A 21,941-nucleotide genomic window follows, 5' to 3' on the forward strand; every position below is an offset into this window, starting at 1 on the left:
AGTGCTTCTCGGTGAGTGCTTATTAAGCTGGCATGTAATCACTTACTCAATCGTTTGCTTGCTAATAACCAATAACTAATAAATAGTGAAGCTGAATTACTGAATCGCTTTGTTAAATCACTTGTATTACGCATTAGGCGATAAATCGAACACTAATGCGGTAACTGGGCCGCTTGTTGCAGTAAAGTCGACACTCGCGAGTTGTGTCAGATGTGCGCCGTCCCCAGCCGTGAGTGTTGTGCCATTGATATCCAACGTACCTTCAATCAATTGAACATACAGATGACGATTTGCTTGAGCGGCGTTTCTACTCATCGTTACTTTTTCACCTTCACTCAACACTAAACGATATAGGGTTGCATCTTGTTGCACTTTGAGCGTGCCATTTTCACCGTTTGGCGTCACCACGGCTGTCAGTGGTGAGCTTTGCTCGAATGCCTTTTGCTGATAACCCGCATCTATGCCTAAAGTATCTGGGCGGATCCAAATCTGTAAAAAGTGCAGCGGCTCAGTTTTAGAGGCATTAAACTCGCTGTGGTAAATGCCTTTACCTGCGGACATCAATTGAAACTCTCCTGCGGGTAAGGTTTTGATATTGCCGAAGCTATCCTTGTGAGCGATAGTGCCGGATATCACGTAACTGATGATCTCCATGTCTTTATGACCATGGGTATCAAAACCTGCGCCGGGTGCCACTCTGTCATCGTTGATGACTCTTAGGGATGATATCCCCATGTGCTCTGGGTCATAGTAGCTAGAGAAAGAGAAGGTATGTTGACTCTTTAGCCAGCCTAAGTCAGCTTGACCGCGATCCTGTGCTTTTCTTAATGTGATCATCTTGCTACCCCCTTTATTTGATGCGGTTAGCGAATAGGTTATCTACAGCGAATTTGCCAGCACCTGATACCGTCAATGAGACTGTGGCTGCTAATAGGGCGAGACCAAATTCGTAACCGTTATTGGCAAGGAACAGACCGTTGCCTATATGTACCGAGAAAATCGCCACAACCATAGTGAATGACAAGACGAGGGCCGTTGGGCGAGTCAGCAGACCGAGCAACAGGAACAGGCCGCCGAAGAATTCACTTGAACCTGCCATCAATGCCATTAAGTAACCTGGCGTCAAACCAATGGATGCCATCCATTGTCCAGTGCCTTCTAAGCCGTAACCACCAAACCAGCCAAACAGTTTTTGTGAACCATGGGCGATTAAGATGATCCCGATAGGAATGCGCAGTGCCAGTGGGGCAAAACTCGGGGCTGATTTCAGTGTTTTTGTGATCAGTGCTTTCATGGGATATTCCTCATTTCAAATTATTTAACGAATAGTTAAGGGTATTGTTCACTCAGTCTTAAGTCAGTTTGGCTACAGTTCCGAAGAACTTCTCCATTGCTAAGCAGTGTAGACTTGACCTTTGGCAAAGAAAATCGGAACATTTTCAATGTTCATTTCAAATAATTTGAATATGAGGTTTATATGTTGCCATCTATTAGTCTTGATGGATTAATCGTGCTCGATGCTATTGATAAAAAAGGCAGTTTTTCCGCTGCTGCCGAGTCCTTGTTTCGGGTGCCATCGGCACTGACCTACACAGTGCAGAAACTGGAAAGCGATTTAGGCACAAAATTATTTGAACGTAAGGGCCAGCGCGCCGAGCTGACCTTAGTCGGTCAACTTGTACTGCGCCAAGGCCGAGAAATCCTTGCGGCAACATCAAGGCTCGAAGAGGCGGTGCGTCAACTCGAGACAGGCTGGGAGTCTTCATTGACCTTAGCTATAGATACAGTGGTGCCGGATTTACCTCTGCTGCAGTTGATTGGTGAGTTTACTGAGCTGGGTAAGCAAGTGACTGTGAATATCAGCGAAGAGTCCTTAGGTGGCGGCTGGGATGCGCTCTATTCTGGCCGTGCCGATATCGCCATCGGCGTAACAGGGGAGTTGCCCAAAGGCCAATATCATGTGGTTGAAATTGGGGAGTTGGAGTTTGTATTTGCTTTAAATCCTTCGCATCCATTGGCGCAACATGCTGGCCCAATTCCGACCGAGGCATTGTTGCAATTTCCTTCTATTGTGGTGGCAGACAGTTCGACCGCCCTAGCACAGCGATCAAGTGGTTTATTTGATAGTCGCCAAGTGATCCGAGTGCCGAATATGCAGACCAAAATTAAGGCACAGCAATTGGGATTAGGTGTGGGTTACATTCCAAAGCACTTGATCTTAGATGCGTTGGCGGCGGGAAGCCTAGTGGCTTGTCATGTGGAAATGCCGCGCCCAACGCAAGCTGTGTTTATGGCATGGCGTAAATATGCTGAAGGCAAGGCGCAGGATTGGTTTACTGCGCGTTTACCGCAATGTGATTGGCAATTTTAAGCTCAAGTTTGTTTAGCGCTTTGTAAGCAACCACTCACTTTGTTCCTCACAGCATTAATGCTTACGCCATGAGGATCATAGCGCCTAACCTATACGTTGGCTGTGGCTGGTGTAATGCACATGCTGTGACAATAAATCAGACAAATTCGGTGAGCGATTCAAGAATCGAATAAAGGCCTGTGGCAAAGTCAGTGACTCCATCGACTCCTGCCAGCGGGCTTGCAGCAATGGAGAATAACCTTCTTTACCAGCGGCGGTATAAGATGTTGAAACTCCTACGTAAAGTGACTCAGGCTCAACCGGATACCAAAGAGATTGACTGTCTTGCTGCATCATCTCTAGTCTGAATAAACGTTCACCCAGTGGGCGTCGCCCATCGTAGTAATACCGTAGGCCGTAAGTGTAGGGGAAACTACCCGCACCTGTACCACGGACACTGTTGTTGGTTGCCGCGTTAATCGCCGATTCGAGCGCTTGATAGAGAAACTGACCTTGAATTTCATACTTAACTAATGGTAATTCGAAGGGGAGTAATTGCCCCATCACATCGGCTAGTGTCAATTGTCCTTGGGCCACCGATTGGCGCACACCGCCGGCATTATGCAGGGCAAAGTTCACCCTAGGGTCGACCAGTTTGGCTTCTTGGAACATGCTGCGACTCACCCAAGGTGCTATTTCACTGCCGTGGGGTAGGGCTTTAGAGGGTAAGCGGGTATGGACTAAGTTTTTTGGCACCAGTGCTAAGACTTTGTTTTCCATCTCTGCGATAGCGGGTTTATAGATATCTCGGATCACGCCATCGATATCGGCATCGGCATCATCCCAAAAGATATTTGGATGCTGATTAAGCTGCTGGCGCACAGCTTGGTAATCTTGGTTATCGACGGCCGTGTTAGCACTTAAGATAAAGTGTTGATCTAGCATGAAGTAGTTGCCGCCCTTTAAATTCAGCACTTTCCCATCAGCGTCAAACGTTATCTCGGCTAAGCCGACGACTTCGGCATACTTACCCGCATGCACTATGGGCGTGTTATTGATGACTTCACCGTAGGGCAGGTTGCTCAAACCTAAGGCGCGAAAATCCCCCTGTAGCGTATGCGTGTGACCGCCGACGATAAGGCTAATACCATCGACTTCGGCCGCGAGGCGTTTATCCTGATCTAAGCCTAAGTGGCTGAGCACGATAATATGCTTAATACCTTGATTTTTAGGGTGCTCAACCGTGCGCGCGGTAGTGGCGATAGCATCGACAAAATGGGTGTCGGGATCGGGACGAGCGATCTCTTTCATCTGATCTAAGGTAATACCGACAATGGCTAATGTCTTATCGTGGAAGGGCTTAAGAAGGTATTTCGCGTGTTTTTGCTCATGATCATAATCCAAGATATTAGGCAAACCCCGCAGACAACCGGGTTTGTTTAGATCCTCTTGGCTTAAATCCATATTGCCCGCAAGCAATGGGAAATCAATTTGCTTGGCAAACTCGGCAAGTCTGGCGTTACCTTCATCGATATCGTGGTTGCCAATGACCATAGCATCAGGTGCCAACAGATTGAGTAAGTGGGCGTTGGCCTTACCTTTAAAATGGCTGAAATACAGCGTGCCCTGGAAGCTGTCACCACCATGCAGGAAAATAAAAGGCGTATTGGTTTGTGCAGCGGTGTGACGCGCTTTTGTGATGTGATGGCCGATGCGGGCATAACCACCGCTATGGCTGGTCACATCTAGCTTATGTTGGCCTATGTTAAGGCTAAATTGGACGCGGCAGGGTTCAAAATTCGAATGGGTGTCATTAATGTGCGCGAGTGAGAGTGTGTAGCTCTGTGTCATAACTTACCTCTATTACGGCGGGTGAGTATATACCCAAGCAACCTGAAAATGCGAGTTTCAGAGGGTTCTGAGTCATCCGCATTCTAAAAGAATAAAGGGAGCTAGGCTCCCTTTATATTAACAAGCACTAAACTTGGTTAGCCTTCAGCCGGATTTGGCTTCGTCATCATCGGATGCGGCTTCAAAATCACCGTCATCGGATAGGCGAATGCCTTTTTGCTTCATGCGCTTAGTCCAAAGTTTACGTGCCAATTGCTGCATATCGGTCGCGGGGTCGTTTAGATCGACAATCTCTAATCCTAACATAGATTCGATGATATCTTCTTGAGTTACGATACCTTGGCTACTGCCGTACTCGTCGACCACCATCGCAATTTGGGTGTTACGTTTAATCATACGCTCAAAAAGTGGCAGAATTTTTGCGGTTTCAGGCACCACAAATAAACTCCGTTTAAGTTCACCAATCGGTGCTTCTGGCGTGTAACGCTCTGCTAGCAATACATCGGTGCGGGTAATGTAACCAATCACATCATCATGATCTTGGTCGTAAACTGGAATTCGGGTAAAAGGCTTGTCGCGGTATTGGCGCACAAACTCATTTTGGGTGAGATCTATGGGCAAAGAAAACATCACAGTGCGTGGTGTCATGATCGCCGTAACTGGCATATCTCGCACCTTCAGCATTTGCGTCAGAATTTTTGACTCTTGCTCATCAAGCTCACCGGATTCATGGCCAATTTTGGCCATAGCACTCATCTCTTGGCGTATGTAGTGGCCTTCATCACCTTTGCCCATTAGGCGAGTGACTTGCTGTGACATCCAGATCAGCGGTTTAGTGGTACGCTTCATCCACAGCACGGCAACAGAAACACTTGGTGCGAGGCGACGCCAATGGTTTGCACCCAATGATTTAGGAATGATTTCTGAGAAAAACAGGATAATAAAGGTTAATACGCCCGAGAAAACACCTAACATATCGTCACCAAATACTTTAGCCGCTTGCGCACCTGCAACGGCGGCACCGACGGTATGAGCGATAGTATTTAGGGTAAGGATTGACACCAAAGGGGCTTCGACATTCTCTTTCAATCTACGCAAGCGCGCGGCTGCGGCACTGTCAGTTTGTTCGAGTGATGCGATATAACTTGGGGTAACCGATAACAGAACAGCTTCGAACACACTGCACAGAAAAGAAACAGCAACAGCGACAAGCACTATAATGATGAGGGTTAACATATAGGTGGAATTACAACTCCGTATTTTAGGCCAATATTAGCCCTTGGAGATTCTATCATAGGTGAATTGAGTTACTGGCTAAAATTTATTTGCGTCTGTATAATTCGCCGCCCTGTTGCAGGATCCGGTTTTTGGTGTTGAGGTTAGCTATATGAGTGAAAAGAAGATCAATTTATTAGACCTTGATCGTAAGGCGATGCGCGCATTATTTGCGGAAATGGGTGAAAAACCCTTTCGTGCCGATCAGCTCATGAAATGGCTATATCATTTCGGTGTCAGTGACTTCGAAGAGATGACCAACATCAACAAAGTGTTACGTCAAAAGTTGGCGGCCCGCTGCGAGATCGTTGCACCAGAAATTTCGAGTTTCCAAAAATCGACCGATGGTACGATAAAATTTGCAATCAATGTTGGCCAAGGCCAAGAAGTGGAAACGGTTTATATTCCTGAGGATGATCGTGCGACCTTGTGTGTATCTTCACAGGTTGGCTGTGCGCTGGAATGTACTTTCTGCTCGACGGGTCAGCAAGGTTTTAATCGTAACTTAACGGTTTCTGAAATCGTCGGCCAAATCTGGCGCGTGTCGCACTTTTTAGGGTTTGCAAAAGACACGGGCGAGCGTCCGATCACTAACGTCGTGATGATGGGCATGGGTGAGCCATTACTCAATTTAGCCAATGTGATCCCTGCGATGGACATCATGCTCGATGATTTTGGTTTTAGTTTATCAAAGCGCCGCGTGACTTTATCAACATCAGGCGTAGTGCCAGCGTTAGATAAACTGGGCGATGCCATCGATGTGGCACTTGCTGTCAGTATTCATGCACCCAATGATGAGTTGCGTGACATTCTGGTCCCGATCAATAAAAAGTATCCGCTGGATGAGTTTTTAGCGGGTATTCGTCGCTATATTGCTAAATCAAATGCTAACCGCGGCCGCGTCACAGTTGAATATGTGATGTTAGATCATATCAACGACAGCACAGACCAAGCCCATGAGTTAGCTAAGTTAATGAAAGATACGCCTTGTAAGGTGAATCTGATCCCATTTAATCCGTATCCAGGCTCGCCTTATGGCCGCTCATCTAATTCACGTATCGACCGTTTTTCTAAGGTTCTTATGGAATACGGTTTTACTGTCATCGTACGTAAAACCCGTGGAGATGACATCGATGCCGCTTGCGGTCAGTTAGCTGGTGATATTCGCGACAGAACGAAACGTTTAGCGAAAAAACGCATGCAAGAAAACCAGATTTCAGTCACAATGAATTAACTCTTTGTTTGCACAGATTTATAGGCTTGCCCATGAAGCATGGATTGCCAAGGTTTTCGTTGATTTTAAGCCTGTCGTTATTGATGACAGGATGCGTCACTGAGCGTACTTATACTGGGACAGATATTCCTGTTTCGGAACGAAAGTTAGACAAAGTCGCCGCCGCAAGAGAGCGGATGCAGCTCGGTTTAACCTATTTAAATCGAGGTAGCACGGAACAAGCCAAATACAATCTTGATAAAGCATTAGAATATGCTCCAGAGCTCGAAGATGTGCATACCGCTCTGGCTTATTACTATCAAACCGTGGGCGATTTAGTGCGTACCGAAGAGTCGTACATGAATGCCATTAGTACTAAGGACGCCTCTGGCGATTCCATGAATAATTTCGGGGTGTTTTTGTGCCAACAAAAGCAATACAACAAAGCTGAAAAAATGTTTTTGGCCGCAATTGAAATGCCCAAATATACGCGCACTGCCTCAAGCTATGAGAACTTAGGTCTTTGTAGTCGCGAAGCAGGACAAGCAGAAAAGGCACGACAGTATTTTCAGATGGCGTTAAAGTATGACCCGAGACGCTCGGTGTCATTACTGGAGTTGGCAGAGTTAGAAGTCGATCAAGGTGATTTTATTCAGGCGCGAAACCAATTAGCGCGCTATCACCAAGTGGCTGAGCAAACTCCAGAAAGTTTAGCGCTCGGGATCAAAATAGAGCAGGCAGTGAATGATGATGCCGCTGTGAAGAGATTTGGTATTTTATTGCTTGCCAAATTCCCAGCATCACCTCAGGCCAAGCAATACAGAGTTAATTTGCATCAATGAAAGATCATGAAACCAATGCGCCAGTTGAGTCGGTAGCACCGCAATCAGTCGCGCTAGATGTCACGCTTGGTACTTTATTAAAAGCCGCCCGCGAAAAAATGGGCCTTAGTATTCAAGATGCCGCTGTAAAGCTGCATCTACGTCCTCGTATTATTGAAGATATTGAAGCTGACAATTTTACGAATATAGCCTCATCGACTTATGTACGTGGCTATGTGAAAAACTACGCGCGTATGGTCAGTGCCGATGCGGCTTTGATTGAAGCTTGTCTTGTGCAGCAAGTGCCAGTCGTGACTGAGCCTGCAATGCAAAGTTTTTCACGCAAAACCACATATCAAGCTCGCGATACACGTTTAACTTGGCTGAGTATTTTTATCGTCATAGTGTTACTCGGTTCGTTAGTCGTCTGGTGGATGCAAAAAACGACTTTGCTGAGCACTATTGATGTGTCGCAACCCACGGCTGAAGAGGTCGCAGCAGCGAATCAGACGCTGCCAGGTGATGTGTTATTGACCGAAACGGATGCCAGTCCTCGTTTGACTGAGATTGCCGCAAACGGCTCAATGTCTATCGATGGTCCAATTAAAGATACTGATGCAAGCACTATTGATGTCAGCACAGGACCAACGGACAATAATTATCCTCAGACCATTGATACGAGTAATGAAGATGGCGGTTCAGCAATCGCAGCCACTACGACAACGCCATCTGTTCCGCAAACGACAGCTCCTGTAGTCCAACAGCCTGTTAGTGCAACGCCTTCACCGACCACAACATCAACGACCACTGTCACTGCAGCAAGTACTTTGGTTGCTGCAGGACAATCGATTATAGATGTCCAGTTGACGGGTGATTGCTGGATAAACATTGTTGATGCTAAAGGTAAAGCGTTAGTCGATGGTGTTAAAGGCGCTGGCGCAACAGTGCAAGTGAGCGGTGTGCCACCGTTTAAAGTCATTTTAGGTGCACCCCATGTAGCGACCTTAAGCTTAGATGGTCAAATTGTTAGCCTAGCGGATTTCCCCAAGGGACGAGTCGCGCGTTTAACCTTGCCTAAAGCCTAACGACCGCGTAATGATCTGCAGCACGTACCGAAATAGAGCGTATTAAGCATGTATAATGAAACTCCCATAAAAAGACGTCCTTCCACCCGCATTTATGTGGGTAATGTACCGATTGGTGATGGGGCGCCGATTGCTGTTCAGTCAATGACCAATACTAAGACCACAGATGTTGAAGCGACAATTGCTCAAATTCGTGCCTTAGAGAAAGTCGGTGCCGATATAGTGCGTATTTCTGTACCCACTATGGATGCGGCTGAAGCCTTTAAACTCATTAAGCAAGCGGTCAATGTTCCTTTAGTGGCTGACATTCATTTTGATTATCGCATTGCTCTAAAAGTTGCCGAGTACGGTGTCGATTGCCTTCGAATTAATCCGGGCAATATAGGCAATGAAGAGCGTATTCGTAGCGTGGTGGAATGTGCCCGTGACCATAATATTCCCATCCGTATTGGTGTGAATGGTGGGTCATTAGAAAAAGATCTAATGGACAAGTACAAAGAACCCACACCTGAAGCCTTGCTTGAATCAGCTATGCGCCATGTGGATATTCTGGACAGATTGAACTTTGACCAGTTCAAGGTCAGCGTTAAAGCCTCCGATGTATTTTTAGCGGTCGAATCTTACCGTTTATTAGCAAAACAAATTCGCCAACCCCTGCATTTAGGCATTACCGAAGCCGGTGGCGCGCGCGCGGGTTCAGTGAAATCGGCCGTAGGCTTAGGTATGTTATTGGCCGAAGGCATAGGTGATACCCTACGTATTTCCTTGGCCGCTGATCCGGTCGAAGAAATCAAAGTCGGTTTTGACATTTTAAAGTCGCTGCGTATTCGTAGCCGTGGCATTAATTTCATTGCCTGTCCATCTTGTTCTCGTCAAGAGTTCGATGTGATCAGTACAGTCAATGAGTTAGAGCGTCGCCTCGAAGACGTGACTACCGCCATGGATGTGTCTATTATCGGCTGCGTAGTTAACGGCCCAGGTGAAGCCTTAGTGTCGCACATCGGTTTAACTGGTGGGCACAATAAGAGCGGTTACTATGACGAGGGTGAACGTCAAAAAGAACGTTTTGACAACGACAACATTGTCGATTCCCTCGAAGCGAAAATTCGCGCAAAAGCCAGTCAAATGGCGAACCGTATTCAAATAAAAGACACAACTGAGTAATATGTACCCGCATTTGGGCATAGATTACGCCTAATGATGTTGAGCTAGGCCCCGAAACCGACGGGGTCGTTTTACGTTTTACGCTCAAAAGCCTATAATGCGTGACATTTTTATTAATTTAGCGAAATCGGACGAGTCGATACAGTGGCAAAACAGATCCAAGCGATTCGCGGAATGAATGACATTCTGCCAACTCAAAGTCCTCTATGGCAAAAAGTGGAAGCGGTACTACGTTCGAGCGTCAGTGCTTACGGTTACAGCGAAATCCGCACTCCAATAGTGGAAAATACCGATCTTTTTAAACGCTCTATCGGAGAAGTGACTGATATTGTTGAAAAAGAAATGTATACCTTCGCAGATAATAACGGTGACAGCTTAACGCTGCGCCCAGAAGGTACTGCGTCGACAGTGCGTGCAGGTAACGAAAACGGTCTGCTATATAACCAAGAGCAACGTCTTTGGTATATGGGTCCTATGTTCCGCCACGAACGTCCACAAAAAGGCCGTTATCGTCAGTTTAACCAATTTGGCGTTGAAGTGTATGGCATTGGCTCGGCTGATATTGATGCTGAAGTCCTAATGCTATCGGCACGCCTGTGGGAAAAACTCGGTATTAGCGAGCATGTCTCGTTAGAGCTAAATACCTTAGGTGATCCTGCTGAGCGCGCTGTTTATCGTGATGCCTTGATTGCGTTTTTAGAGCTGCATAAAGATGCGCTCGATGAAGACAGTAAGCGTCGCATGTACAGCAATCCGCTGCGAGTATTGGATTCAAAAGATCAAAATGTCCAAGCCATATTGGTTGATGCACCTGAGTTAATGGATTTTCTCGGTGAAGAATCGAAGACACATTTTTCACAATTGCGTGAACTACTTGATGCTGTGGGTATCAAATACACCATTAATCCGCGTCTAGTACGTGGTTTAGATTACTATAATCGTACTGTATTTGAATGGGTTACATCTAGTTTAGGCTCACAAGGTACTGTACTTGCGGGTGGTCGCTACGATGGTTTAGTCGCCCAGTTAGGTGGTAAAGATACTCCAGCGGTCGGTTTTGCTATGGGCTTAGAGCGCATTGTCTTGCTGCTTGAAACCTTAGAGCTGACCAAAGATATTCCGCCAGAAGTGGATGTGTATGTCACGGCCATGGGTGATAGCTGTCTGGTTGAAGCCATCAAGGTCGCGCAGGAATTACGTAACGCACTGCCAAACCTTAAAGTGATGAGTCACTGTGGCGGCGGTAACGTGAAGAAACAAATGAAGCGTGCCGACAAAAGCGGTGCGAGTGTGGCACTACTGATAGGTGAAGATGAACTTGCCGAAGGTATGGTTACGGTTAAACATTTACGCAATGACATCGAACAACAACGGGTAGCTCGAAGTGCCTTAGGCACATTTTTGGCTGAACTGATCAAATAAAGGGGACGTGCGCGTGGAAATTTATAGCACAGAAGAACAACAAGTTGATGCTATCAAGCAGTTCTGGAAAGATTACGGAAATTCAATTTTAATCGGTGCCGTAGTGGGTTTAGGCGGCCTATATGCGTGGAATTATTATTCTGACGTTAAGGTGGCGCAAGCGGAAGAAGCTTCAAAAGCGTTCCAAAATTTGACCACTAAATCTGCCGAGGAAGCCGCAATGCTTGCGGGTGTCGCCGAGTTTTCTCAAAATCACGATCAAAAGGGCTATCAAGCCTTGTTAGAACTGATCGTGGCCAAAACTGCGGTAGAAGCTAAGGATTATCCAAAAGCGATTGATGCCTTGAACAAGGTGATTGCGGCTAAACCCGGTGCTGGTTTAGATGTGATTGCGACTTTGCGTTTAGCACGAGTACAAGCAGAGCAAGGTCAAATTGATGCAGCTCTTGCGACCTTAGATCAAGTAACAGATAAAGCTTTCTTCGCTCAGCGCGATGAGTTGAAAGGTGATTTCTTAGTACGTCAAGGTGAAGTTGAGAAGGCAAAAACAGCTTATCAAGCTGCCATGGACAATGGTGGTGTGGTGACAAGCCCTGCGCTTAAAATCAAACTTGATAGCCTAAATCAGGCATAAGGGATCCCTTGATGAAGTCTTGGTGCAAAAACCTGCTAGCCGCTGGATTAAGTCTGGCCATGTTATCCGCCTGTTCGTCGAGCGATGTCGAAGAAGAACCGGTAAGTGAGTTAACTGCCATTCAGGCGACAGTGTTTCCTGAAGTGAGTTGGAGCACCTCTGTCGGTAATGGTGTTGGTGATTATTATTCTCGCCTCGCCCCCGCCGTTAGTTATGGAAAAATTTTTGCCGCCGACCGTTATGGTGAAGTGGTTGCCTTCGATGAGGCCACTGGCGAGCGCGTTTGGACTAAAGATTTCAGCGAAGAGTTTCGTGATAACGCTTTAGCTAAAAATAAAGGTGCGCGTATTGCTGCTGGTGTGACTGCTGCGCGTAATAAAGTCTTTTTAGGTGGTGAAAGTGGGCTGCTTGCTGCACTGAACGCTGAAGATGGTCAAGTGTTATGGCATGTCGTTGCGGGCGGTGAATTACTGTCTGCTCCCACTGTGGCCGATGACGTCGTGGTGGTCAGTACCAGCTCTGGTTCACTCGAAGCGTTTAACGTCGATACTGGCGCCAAGCTGTGGGTGTATGAAATGCAATTGCCGAATCTGACCCTGCGCGGTACAGGTTCTGCAGCTTACGAAGCGGGTGGTTTCTTCATAGGTACCGCCGATGGCAAAGTGGCTGTTGTGATTAAAAACAATGGTCAAGCTGCGTGGGAACAGGCGATTTACAATCCAACGGGCGGTAACGAGTTTACGCGTATGGCCGACGTGGATATGACCCCCTTGATCCTTGGCGACAACTTATATGCGGTGAGCTACAACGGTAACTTAGTGTCGATGGAACTGCGCACGGGTCGAGTTGTGTGGACACGTAAGTATTCTAGCTTTAACGAGTTAGCATCAGCGGGCCTAAGCTTGTACTTAGTTGACGATCACAGCCGTATCTACTCAGTTGATAAACGTAACGGTTTGGAACTGTGGAGTAATTCTGAGTTAGCTAACCGCACTCTGACATCTCCGGCTGTATATAAAGACTATTTAGTTGTGGGTGATTTCGAAGGTTATTTACACTTCATCGATCGCAGTACAGGGACGATTGTGGGTCGTGTCCAAGTGGACAGCTCAGGATTATACAGCCAGCCGTTAGTGGTGGATGATAAAATCTATGTTCAAGGTCGCAGCGGAAGGTTGGCTGTTGTAACACTTCCATAGTTAAAAGTGTTATCCTTGCTGAGCCCCTGGAAGTGTGTTCCGGGGGCTTTTTATTGAAAAGTTTTTTAGAGGCAAAATCATGATCCCTGTAGTGGCCCTTGTTGGTCGGCCGAACGTCGGTAAATCCACCCTATTTAATCGTCTTACGCGCACGCGTGATGCGCTGGTTGCTGACTTTCCTGGCCTAACACGTGACCGTAAATATGGTCGAGCATTCTTATCCGGCTATGAGTTCATTGTGGTCGATACCGGCGGTATCGATGGCACTGAAGAAGGGATCGAGACGAAAATGGCTGAGCAATCCCTTGCTGCCATTGAAGAAGCCGATGTCGTTTTATTTATGACCGATGCGCGCGCGGGTTTAACCGCTGCGGATCTGTCGATTGCACAGCACTTACGTAGCCGTGAAAAAACCACCTTTGTGGTTGCTAACAAAGTTGACGGTATTGATGCCGATTCTGCTTGTGCCGAGTTTTGGTCTTTAGGTCTAGGTGAAGTTTACCAAATGGCGGCGTCCCAAGGACGCGGCGTGACCAATATGATCGAATACGCGCTGACCCCTTATGCCGAAGCGATGGGCATTGTGCGTCAAGGTGAAGACGAAGTTACTGAAGAGCGTGAATATACCGAAGAAGAAGCCGAAGCTGAGCAAAAGCGTCTGCAAGATTTGCCTATCAAGCTGGCGATCATAGGTAAACCTAACGTCGGTAAGTCAACCCTGACTAACCGTATTCTAGGTGAAGAGCGCGTTGTGGTATTTGATGAACCCGGCACGACCCGTGACAGTATTTACATTCCAATGGAACGTGAAGGTCGCGAGTACGTGATTATTGATACCGCGGGTGTTCGTCGTCGCAGTAAAGTACATCAAGTCATTGAGAAATTCTCAGTGATCAAGACTTTGAAAGCGGTTGAAGATGCTAACGTGGTGTTGCTTATCATCGATGCCCGTGAAGGTATCGCCGAGCAAGATTTAGGTCTGTTAGGTTTCGCACTCAATGCGGGTCGCGCTTTGGTTATTGCCGTCAACAAGTGGGATGGTATCGACCAAGGTATTAAAGATCGTGTGAAGAGTGAGCTTGACCGTCGTCTTGGTTTTATCGACTTTGCCCGTATTCACTTTATTTCGGCGCTGCACGGTACCGGTGTTGGCCATTTATTTGAATCGATTGAAGAAGCTTACGACAGTGCCACACGCCGCGTCAGCACTTCTATGCTGACACGTATCATGCAAATGTCGCAGGACGATCACCAGCCGCCATTAGTAAATGGTCGCCGTGTGAAGCTTAAATATGCTCACGCCGGTGGTTACAATCCGCCAATCGTGGTCATTCACGGTAACCAAGTGAGTAGACTGCCTGACTCGTACAAGCGTTACATGATGAACTACTTCCGTCGTTCATTGAAAGTCGTAGGTACGCCAATCCAGCTGCGTTTCCAAGAGGGTGATAACCCATTTGAAAACAAGACTGAGAAGTTGACTATGAGCCAAGAGCGCCGCCGCAAGCGCGCACAAAGCCATATTAAAGACAGAAAAACCAAATAGTGTTTTTTACCAGACACATTTGAAACAAAAGGAACCTTAGGGTTCCTTTTGTGTTTTAAGATGATTTAAGCCTTGCTCTTGCTAGTGTTATTCGTTATTGGAGCGGCTTTATCTGAGTGACGGTTGAAATCACTTGTCCATGGCGCAAGCGGGTCTGCAAACTATCACCTATCGTCAGTTTATCGGCAGAGTCGACCACTTGATTGTGGATGTCAGTGGTAATGCTGTAACCACGGCTTAAAGTGGCAAGCGGGCTCACGGTTTCGAGTTGATGGGCCTCGTATTTTATCCGTTGCTCACTTTGGGTGAGTTTGTCCTGCAATGCATCCTGTAAGCGGCTCGCAAGATAACTTAAGCGGTTACCCTCAATGGCGAGTTTATGCTTGGGAGATTGCTGTTTAAGGCGGCTTGCGAGCAACTGCTGACGGCGGCTGAGCAGATGCAAGCGATTCGACAGCGCGGACTCTAGTCGTAATTGCATCTCATCGAATCTTTGTTCGAACTGCTGCAAAGTCCGTTTAGGGTCTTGGCGTTGCAGTCTGTGCTCTAGCAAACTAAGTCGTCTTTCTTGTTTAAGCTGATAATGTTTCGCGCTTTGTTGCAGGCGCGATAAGGCTGTGGCGAGTTTTTGCGCCTTATTATCACTGTCTTGTGATAATAGCTCCGCGCCTGCAGAGGGTGTTGGGGCGCGGATATCAGCAACATAATCACTGATAGTCGTATCAACTTCGTGGCCGACGGCGCTGACAATGGGTAGGGCACTGTTATAAATCGTGTGGGCGAGGGCTTCGCTGTTAAAACACCACAAATCCTCAAGCGAACCGCCGCCGCGGGTGAGCAGTAATACATCGACTTCTAAACGTTGGTTGGCGATATTGATTGCCTGACAAATACTCTGCGCCGCGGTTTCGCCCTGAACTTGAGTCGGATAGATAATGACTTCAATCGAAGGATCGCGCCTTGCCAATACATGTAACACATCACGGATCGCCGCACCCGTAGGTGACGTAATAACGCCAATGCGTTGAATATTTTTGGGTAGCAATCTTTTGGTGTCGGCGGCGAATAATCCTTCGGCTGCGAGCTTCATCTTGAGTGCATCGAACTGCTGGGCGAGTAATCCATCCCCAGCGGGCAGCATGGACTCAATTAATAATTGATAGTCGCCTCTGGGTTCATAAACGCTGATCGCGCCTTTGACCAGCACTTGCTGACCATTGATGGGCTTAAAGCTGACCGTCTGGTTACGGCCCTTAAACATGGCGCAACGGATCTGTGAAGAGTGGTCTTTTAAGGTGAGATACCAATGACCTGAGCTGGGGGAGGAAAAGTTGGATATTTCGCCATTAAGCCAAATTTTACCCAGTTGTCCTTCGAGAATTTGTCTGACTTCACCATTGAGCCGCGAGACAGTATAAATGTTGTTTTTGGTGCCTTGCATCGAATAACTCAATAAAATGGGGATATTTACTATTTTCCATTTACCAGTGGCGATATGCAAGGTATAATCCCGCCGCAATATTTCACCTCTAAATCCTACTCAACTGGGGAGATGTTGCATATGCTACGTTTAATTAAAGAAGCGCTTACTTTTGACGATGTGTTGCTTGTTCCTGCGCATTCGACTGTACTCCCAAATACCGCCATTCTAAAAACTCGCCTGACCAATACCATTGAATTGAATATCCCACTAGTGTCTGCCGCTATGGACACTGTTACCGAAGCTCGTCTTGCGATCGCGATGGCGCAGGAAGGCGGCTTAGGCTTTATTCATAAAAACATGAGCATTGAAAAACAAGCCGAAGAAGTTCGTAAAGTAAAAATTTACGAAGCGGGCGTGGTTCAACAACCTGTGACTGTGACCCCATCAACGACCTTAGCCGATCTGAAAGTGTTAACACTGAAGAATGGTTTTGCGGGTTATCCCGTGGTCAACGAAGCCAACGAGCTGGTCGGTATCATCACTGGTCGTGACGTACGTTTCGTGACAGATTGGAGCAAAACGGTAGAAGAAGTGATGACGCCTAAAGCGCGTTTAGTCACTGTTGCCGAAGGCACTAAATTAGATGAAGTGCAAAAATTGATGCACTCACATCGTATCGAAAAAGTTCTTGTGGTTGATGATAACTATAAGCTGAAAGGCCTCATCACAGTTAAAGACTTCGAAAAAGCTGAACGTAAACCGAATGCCTGTAAAGATGAGTTAGGCCGTTTACGTGTTGGTGCCGCCGTAGGTGCGGGCGCTGGTAATGAAGAGCGTGTTGACGCTCTGGTTAAAGCCGGTGTTGACGTTTTACTTATCGATTCTTCCCACGGTCATTCCGAAGGCGTTTTACAACGCATTCGTGAAACGCGCGCTAAACATCCTGATTTGCAAATTATCGGCGGTAACGTTGCCACGGCAGAAGGTGCATTAGCCTTAGTCGAAGCGGGTGTTAACGCAGTTAAAGTGGGTATTGGCCCTGGTTCTATCTGTACGACTCGTATCGTGACAGGCGTGGGCGTACCACAAATTACCGCGGTATCCGATGCCGCTGCAGCCATGAAGAGCCTAGGTATTCCTGTGATTGCCGACGGCGGCATTCGTTTCTCTGGCGATTTAGCCAAAGCATTAGCCGCGGGTGCATCTTGCATCATGGCGGGCTCAATGTTTGCGGGAACTGAGGAAGCACCAGGTGAAACTGAGTTATATCAAGGCCGTGCGTATAAATCCTACCGTGGTATGGGTTCATTAGGCGCTATGTCTCAAGGTTCATCTGACCGCTATTTCCAATCGGACAATGCTGCAGACAAGTTAGTCCCCGAAGGTGTAGAAGCGCGTGTGCCTTATAAAGGTAAGTTGAAGGAAATCATCCATCAACATATGGGCGGCCTACGTTCTTGTATGGGATTAACGGGCTGCGCCACCATTCTAGAGCTGAATGAAAAAGCCCAATTTGTGAAAGTGACTTCAGCGGGCATGGGCGAGTCCCATGTACACGATGTGACTATCACTAAAGAAGCGCCGAACTACCGTTCAGGTTCTTAATCGTTTGATAAGAAGGGCGGCGTAAGCCGCCTCTTTATAAAGCGTATGATCCAATACTTAAAGCTGGCAGTCGCTGCTTTGAGCAATGTTAAAACAATAGATGAGATAAAGGTTACCCATGAGCGATATTCATGAGCACAAGATACTGATCCTCGATTTTGGATCCCAGTACACTCAACTGATTGCCCGTCGTATCCGTGAAATCGGCGTTTACTGTGAATTATGGGCTTGGGATGTTACCGAAGCCCAAATCCGCGAATTTGCCCCGAACGGCATTATTCTTGCGGGCGGACCAGAAAGTGTCACGGCTGAAAACTCGCCGCGTGCGCCTGAATACGTCTTTACCGCAGGTGTGCCGGTACTGGGCATTTGTTACGGCATGCAGACTATGTCTGAGCAGTTGGGCGGTAAAGTGATCCAAGGTGTGGGCGAAGGTGAATTCGGCTACGCTCAAATTGAAATGCTGACAGATTCATTGCTATTCAAAGGCATTGAAGATGCGGTTAGCAGTGACGGCAAACCCTTACTCGACGTATGGATGAGCCACGGCGATAAAGTGTCGGCTATTCCTGAAGGGTTTGTGGCGGTCGCTAAAACGGACACTTGCCCATTTGCCGCTATGGCAAACGAAGAGAAGCAATTCTTCGGCGTACAGTTCCACCCAGAAGTGACCCACACTCGCCAAGGTATGCGCATGTTATCGCACTTTGCCTTAGACATTTGTGGCTGTGCGGCTAACTGGAAACCCTCCTCTATCATCGAAGATGCGATTGAGCGCTTGAAGAAGCAAATCGGTGATGATGAAGTGATTTTAGGATTATCGGGCGGTGTTGATTCTTCGGTTGTGGCTATGCTACTACACCGCGCTATCGGCAAAAAACTGACCTGCGTATTCGTTGATAACGGTTTATTACGTTTGAATGAAGCCGAGCAAGTGATGGAAATGTTTGGCGATCATTTCGGCCTGAATATCATCCACGTTGATGCGGAAAACCGTTTCCTCGATGCGATGAAAGGCGAAGCCGATCCAGAGGCTAAGCGTAAGATCATCGGCCGCGTATTCGTGGAAATTTTCGATGAAGAATCGAAAAAATGCGCCAATGCCAAATGGTTAGCGCAAGGCACGATTTATCCAGACGTGATTGAATCTGCCGGCAGTGCCACAGGCAAAGCGCATGTGATTAAATCTCACCATAACGTTGGCGGTTTGCCAGCCGATATGGCGCTCGGTTTAGTCGAGCCTCTGCGTGAACTGTTCAAAGACGAAGTGCGTAAAATTGGTCTTGAGTTAGGCCTGCCATACAACATGCTTTATCGTCACCCGTTCCCAGGCCCCGGTCTTGGTGTGCGCGTATTAGGTGAAGTGAAAAAAGAATACTGTGACTTGCTGCGCCGCGCCGATGCTATCTTCATTGAAGAACTGCATAAAGCCGACTTATACAATAAAGTCAGTCAAGCCTTTACCGTGTTCTTACCTGTACGCTCTGTTGGCGTGATGGGCGATGGCCGAAAATATGACTGGGTTGTGTCACTGCGCGCAGTTGAAACAATCGATTTTATGACAGCCCATTGGGCACATCTGCCCTATGATTTCTTAGGTCACGTATCAAACCGCATCATTAACGAAGTCGATGGCATTTCCCGTGTGGTTTACGATATCTCTGGCAAGCCGCCAGCGACTATCGAATGGGAATAAGTTAATTATTTGAATTAACGATTAAAAGGCGCCGAGTGCGCCTTTTTTGTTGTTTGATGGATTAACTTGGGCTGAATGACTCAGTCGTGAAATATCTGTGCTTGACTGATATAATCCGGCTTTATTTTTTGCTAAAAGAGATAAGGTGTAAGTGGTGCAAACGCAACAAGACGAACAATCTCAGCAAGATGAACATTGGATGCAAGTCGCGATGCTGATGGCAGAAAAAGCCGAGGCCGAGGGCGAAGTGCCTGTGGGTGCGGTATTGGTCAAAGACGGTCAGCAGATTGCGACGGGTTACAATTTATCCATTAGCCAGCACGATCCTAGCGCCCATGCGGAAATTTTATGTTTGCGGGAAGCGGGGCGTTTGGTCGAAAACTATCGTCTTTTAGATGCGACTTTATATGTCACCCTCGAGCCTTGCGCTATGTGTGCGGGCGCTATGGTGCATAGCAGAATTGCTCGTGTGGTATTTGGCGCACGGGATGAAAAAACGGGTGCAGCGGGTACTGTGGTGAATTTATTGCAACATCCGGCGTTTAATCACCAAGTTGAAGTCACATCAGGGGTGCTGGCCGATGCTTGTAGCGCGCAATTGAGTCGTTTTTTTAAACGTCGCAGGGAAGAGAAAAAAGCCCTGAAACAGGCTCAAAAGGCGCAGCAAGCTATTGGGTAAGTGACGATTAACGTGACAGGATTAATCCTGAGACTGAATAAAAGTAAAGAAGAGTTTTTGACGATTTAAAATACGGCGATGACGAATTTTTAGCAAAGTACGACGACGCGCAACGGTATTGTTGATGGTTTTTCTTCTCATATTGACCCCATTAATTGTTATTATCGATGCCCTACAGAGATTTATCTTAGGTCATAACCCAAGACAGTAGCAGTTGCACAGGAGTGCAGCAATAGCACTGGTCAGATAAGCTGAACTAAGCGATGTTTTTCATCGCAAATTTGAGTTAGGTTGGCAAACCTTAATTCGGTTCTCCTGTTGTTTGATATCGCACCTTGTTGAAGACGTCTACGTACATCTTGATGTTTTTATGTTGATGTTCTAGTTGTGTAACACTCTGTGCTTGATACATAAGAAGTGAGTTGTTGGATTGTCGTTTGGCCCATACACTTAAGCGCTAACGAGTTAAGCTATTTAGGTTGATCAGGGCTTAACGTTCCCGCAGGAAGCACGGGTTCTTCCGCGGTAAGATCGCTCGAGTCTTCATCGGGGTCAGGTTGTTTCGACTGATTATCCACCCAGACTAACGTGTCATAGTAGCGACGGATGCTGTCGACGTAATGAACGGCTTCACTGCCTCGGGCGTAACCATAACGTGTTTTTTGATAATATTTACGCTTTTGCAGTAGCGGTAGTACCTTTTTTAAATCTCGCCAAGCATTGGGATTTAACTCCATCGATTCCGCAAGCTTACGTGCATCTTCAATATGGGCATATCCTATGTTGTAAGAGGCCAGCGCAAACCACATGCGTTGACTCTCGGGGATCGATTCTGGCAGGCGATTGATCATATCGTTCAAATACGCCGCGCCGCCGCGAATACTTTCTTCGGCATCGAGTCGGTTGGTGATCCCAATCTCTTTGGCGGTTGGCTGAGTCAACATCATCATGCCACGCACGCCTGTGGCCGAGCGGGCATTAGGATTCCAATGTGATTCTTGATAGCTGGTTGCTGCCAGTTTACGCCAATCTAAATTGCCTGCATGGGTTTCAAATAATTGTCGATAACGCGGCAATACTGTCTCAATGGCACGGATAAATGCGCGAGTATCGATATAATCGAAGCGTTTTACATGACCAAAGTATTTCTCGTTGAGATGATCCAGCGTACCGGCAAGCTTCTCTTGGTGCCAAAAGGCCAGCAATTTACTCATAAGTTCATCACTGTGAGTGGGAGGTAACAGCCAGATCACATCGAGTTTTTCTTCTAGCACAGGGCCTGAGCGTAGGTCGGGCAGGTAGCGACGGTTGATCTGTACGCTGCTGGAGTCGGCGATAGTGTAGTCAATTTCTTTGTTGGCAATCATGGCCAACAACTCTTCACTGTCTTTGTCGGTAATTTGATCCCACACCAGCGTTGGATAATGCTTTTGTAACTGGGTCAAGGTCTCGACGAAGGAAGAGTCGGCGATAACGGTGATCTTGCCTTTTAAGTCGCTGATGTCTTTTGGGGTTGGCATGCCTTCGCGATACACCAACACTTGATTCACTCGGTATAGCGGTGGACCTAAGCGGAACTGTTCTCGCCTTGTGGGCGTTTCTGTCATGCCTGCAGCAATAATATCGATTTCATTCTTTTTGAGGGCTTCGTACAGCTCGATACGGTTTGTGTAGGGCACCATTTTTAAGGGCACATTTAAGTATTCGGCAAACAATACCGCCATATCGTAATCGAAACCGCTATCACCTTGGCCCGAAGTCATATAAATCTGTGGGCCGTAAAGTGTACCTACTCTTAGCTCAGTTAATTTTTTCGGCACGAATTCTGTTTCGTCCACGGTCACCTGCTGACAGGCAGTCAGTAGGAAACTTAAGATAAGAGCGAACAGAAATCGAGTCATTAAATGTACTTATAGTAAATAAAATCAATATTATAGATAGCGAGTTAACAGTGGGGCATTAGTGGTGAACTGGCTGA

At 47.0% G+C, this 21,941-nt stretch carries 18 protein-coding genes; 12 read left to right on the forward strand and 6 right to left on the reverse strand.

Translation table 11 applies throughout. The annotated features are described in order from the left end of the window. Window positions 1–126: 126 nt before the first annotated feature. On the reverse strand, window positions 127–837 hold the full coding sequence (locus L5L77_RS04730; protein ID WP_263201364.1) for a pirin family protein: 711 nt from the start codon (window positions 835–837) through the stop codon (window positions 127–129). A gap of 13 nt (window positions 838–850) precedes the next feature. Beyond that, complete coding sequence (locus L5L77_RS04735; RefSeq protein ID WP_028761260.1) at window positions 851–1,294, reverse strand: DoxX family protein; 444 nt, start codon at window positions 1,292–1,294, stop codon at window positions 851–853. Window positions 1,295–1,477: 183 nt separating this feature from the next. Here L5L77_RS04735 and L5L77_RS04740 point away from each other — a divergent pair, with 183 nt between their 5' ends. Further along, the gene (locus L5L77_RS04740) at window positions 1,478–2,371 is read left to right on the forward strand and encodes a LysR substrate-binding domain-containing protein (protein WP_113939435.1); all 894 of its coding nucleotides are present in this window, start codon (window positions 1,478–1,480) and stop codon (window positions 2,369–2,371) included. An 84-nt stretch (window positions 2,372–2,455) separates the two neighbouring features. Here L5L77_RS04740 and L5L77_RS04745 read toward each other — a convergent pair whose 3' ends face one another. Both L5L77_RS04745 and L5L77_RS04750 read right to left on the reverse strand, forming a co-directional pair. Beyond that, entirely contained in the window at window positions 2,456–4,201 is a 1,746-nt protein-coding gene (locus L5L77_RS04745; protein WP_263222179.1) for a bifunctional metallophosphatase/5'-nucleotidase, read from the reverse strand. Window positions 4,202–4,345: 144 nt separating this feature from the next. Further along, window positions 4,346–5,437, reverse strand: a complete 1,092-nt coding sequence (locus L5L77_RS04750; RefSeq protein ID WP_028761257.1) for a CNNM domain-containing protein — start codon at window positions 5,435–5,437, stop codon at window positions 4,346–4,348. Window positions 5,438–5,588: 151 nt separating this feature from the next. On the opposite strand from L5L77_RS04750, the gene L5L77_RS04755 reads away from it, so the two are divergent. The 8 genes from L5L77_RS04755 (at window position 5,589) to der (ending at window position 14,560) form a co-directional block, all read left to right on the forward strand. Then, on the forward strand, window positions 5,589–6,710 hold the full coding sequence (locus L5L77_RS04755) for a bifunctional tRNA (adenosine(37)-C2)-methyltransferase TrmG/ribosomal RNA large subunit methyltransferase RlmN (RefSeq protein ID WP_028761256.1): 1,122 nt from the start codon (window positions 5,589–5,591) through the stop codon (window positions 6,708–6,710). Between the two features lie 32 nt (window positions 6,711–6,742). Then, window positions 6,743–7,531, forward strand: coding sequence for a type IV pilus biogenesis/stability protein PilW (pilW, locus tag L5L77_RS04760; RefSeq protein ID WP_028761255.1), 789 nt, complete (start codon window positions 6,743–6,745; stop codon window positions 7,529–7,531). Continuing rightward, window positions 7,528–8,595 carry a RodZ domain-containing protein gene (locus tag L5L77_RS04765; protein ID WP_263184920.1) on the forward strand — a complete coding sequence of 356 codons (1,068 nt, stop codon included), beginning with the start codon at window positions 7,528–7,530 and terminating at the stop codon, window positions 8,593–8,595. The genes pilW and L5L77_RS04765 overlap by 4 nt, the downstream gene beginning before the upstream one ends. A 48-nt stretch (window positions 8,596–8,643) precedes the next feature. After that, window positions 8,644–9,759, forward strand: coding sequence for a flavodoxin-dependent (E)-4-hydroxy-3-methylbut-2-enyl-diphosphate synthase (gene ispG / locus L5L77_RS04770; RefSeq protein ID WP_105251894.1), 1,116 nt, complete (start codon window positions 8,644–8,646; stop codon window positions 9,757–9,759). A gap of 144 nt (window positions 9,760–9,903) precedes the next feature. Continuing rightward, window positions 9,904–11,181, forward strand: coding sequence for a histidine--tRNA ligase (gene hisS, locus L5L77_RS04775; RefSeq protein WP_263222182.1), 1,278 nt, complete (start codon window positions 9,904–9,906; stop codon window positions 11,179–11,181). 13 nt (window positions 11,182–11,194) lie between these two features. Next, entirely contained in the window at window positions 11,195–11,815 is a 621-nt protein-coding gene (locus tag L5L77_RS04780; RefSeq protein ID WP_263222185.1) for a tetratricopeptide repeat protein, read from the forward strand. 11 nt (window positions 11,816–11,826) lie between these two features. Beyond that, window positions 11,827–13,014 carry an outer membrane protein assembly factor BamB gene (bamB, locus tag L5L77_RS04785; RefSeq protein WP_263222187.1) on the forward strand — a complete coding sequence of 396 codons (1,188 nt, stop codon included), beginning with the start codon at window positions 11,827–11,829 and terminating at the stop codon, window positions 13,012–13,014. 79 nt (window positions 13,015–13,093) lie between these two features. Further along, a complete protein-coding gene (gene der, locus L5L77_RS04790; RefSeq protein WP_006082478.1) occupies window positions 13,094–14,560 on the forward strand; it encodes a ribosome biogenesis GTPase Der in 1,467 nt (488 codons plus the stop codon). Window positions 14,561–14,654: 94 nt separating this feature from the next. On the opposite strand, the gene xseA is transcribed toward der, so the two are convergent. Next, the gene (gene xseA / locus L5L77_RS04795) at window positions 14,655–16,001 is read right to left on the reverse strand and encodes an exodeoxyribonuclease VII large subunit (protein WP_263184923.1); all 1,347 of its coding nucleotides are present in this window, start codon (window positions 15,999–16,001) and stop codon (window positions 14,655–14,657) included. A 120-nt stretch (window positions 16,002–16,121) separates the two neighbouring features. Here xseA and guaB point away from each other — a divergent pair, with 120 nt between their 5' ends. From guaB to tadA, 3 genes are all read left to right on the forward strand, one after another. Next, window positions 16,122–17,588, forward strand: coding sequence for an IMP dehydrogenase (gene guaB, locus L5L77_RS04800; RefSeq protein ID WP_006085677.1), 1,467 nt, complete (start codon window positions 16,122–16,124; stop codon window positions 17,586–17,588). 118 nt (window positions 17,589–17,706) lie between these two features. Next, on the forward strand, window positions 17,707–19,284 hold the full coding sequence (guaA, locus tag L5L77_RS04805; protein ID WP_263222189.1) for a glutamine-hydrolyzing GMP synthase: 1,578 nt from the start codon (window positions 17,707–17,709) through the stop codon (window positions 19,282–19,284). Window positions 19,285–19,438: 154 nt separating this feature from the next. Next, window positions 19,439–19,963, forward strand: a complete 525-nt coding sequence (gene tadA, locus L5L77_RS04810; RefSeq protein WP_411569143.1) for a tRNA adenosine(34) deaminase TadA — start codon at window positions 19,439–19,441, stop codon at window positions 19,961–19,963. Window positions 19,964–20,433: 470 nt separating this feature from the next. Here the strand turns inward: tadA and mltF are convergent, their stop codons facing one another. After that, the gene (gene mltF, locus L5L77_RS04815; RefSeq protein WP_263148979.1) at window positions 20,434–21,864 is read right to left on the reverse strand and encodes a membrane-bound lytic murein transglycosylase MltF; all 1,431 of its coding nucleotides are present in this window, start codon (window positions 21,862–21,864) and stop codon (window positions 20,434–20,436) included. Between the last annotated feature and the right edge of the window lie 77 nt (window positions 21,865–21,941).

This window comes from Shewanella sp. SM29, assembly GCF_025654245.1.
In the GTDB taxonomy this organism is placed as follows: Bacteria; Pseudomonadota; Gammaproteobacteria; order Enterobacterales; family Shewanellaceae; genus Shewanella; species Shewanella oncorhynchi.

Bases quoted from the DNA above. Each gene is read 5' to 3' on its own strand.
- L5L77_RS04730 (WP_263201364.1), bottom strand. From the start codon at position 837: ATGATCACATTAAGAAAAGCACAGGATCGCGGTCAAGCTGACTTAGGC.
- L5L77_RS04735 (WP_028761260.1), bottom strand. From the start codon at position 1,294: ATGAAAGCACTGATCACAAAAACACTGAAATCAGCCCCGAGTTTTGCC.
- L5L77_RS04740 (WP_113939435.1), top strand. From the start codon at position 1,478: ATGTTGCCATCTATTAGTCTTGATGGATTAATCGTGCTCGATGCTATT.
- L5L77_RS04745 (WP_263222179.1), bottom strand. From the start codon at position 4,201: ATGACACAGAGCTACACACTCTCACTCGCGCACATTAATGACACCCAT.
- L5L77_RS04750 (WP_028761257.1), bottom strand. From the start codon at position 5,437: ATGTTAACCCTCATCATTATAGTGCTTGTCGCTGTTGCTGTTTCTTTT.
- L5L77_RS04755 (WP_028761256.1), top strand. From the start codon at position 5,589: ATGAGTGAAAAGAAGATCAATTTATTAGACCTTGATCGTAAGGCGATG.
- pilW (WP_028761255.1), top strand. From the start codon at position 6,743: ATGAAGCATGGATTGCCAAGGTTTTCGTTGATTTTAAGCCTGTCGTTA.
- L5L77_RS04765 (WP_263184920.1), top strand. From the start codon at position 7,528: ATGAAAGATCATGAAACCAATGCGCCAGTTGAGTCGGTAGCACCGCAA.
- ispG (WP_105251894.1), top strand. From the start codon at position 8,644: ATGTATAATGAAACTCCCATAAAAAGACGTCCTTCCACCCGCATTTAT.
- bamB (WP_263222187.1), top strand. From the start codon at position 11,827: ATGAAGTCTTGGTGCAAAAACCTGCTAGCCGCTGGATTAAGTCTGGCC.
- der (WP_006082478.1), top strand. From the start codon at position 13,094: ATGATCCCTGTAGTGGCCCTTGTTGGTCGGCCGAACGTCGGTAAATCC.
- xseA (WP_263184923.1), bottom strand. From the start codon at position 16,001: ATGCAAGGCACCAAAAACAACATTTATACTGTCTCGCGGCTCAATGGT.
- guaB (WP_006085677.1), top strand. From the start codon at position 16,122: ATGCTACGTTTAATTAAAGAAGCGCTTACTTTTGACGATGTGTTGCTT.
- guaA (WP_263222189.1), top strand. From the start codon at position 17,707: ATGAGCGATATTCATGAGCACAAGATACTGATCCTCGATTTTGGATCC.
- mltF (WP_263148979.1), bottom strand. From the start codon at position 21,864: ATGACTCGATTTCTGTTCGCTCTTATCTTAAGTTTCCTACTGACTGCC.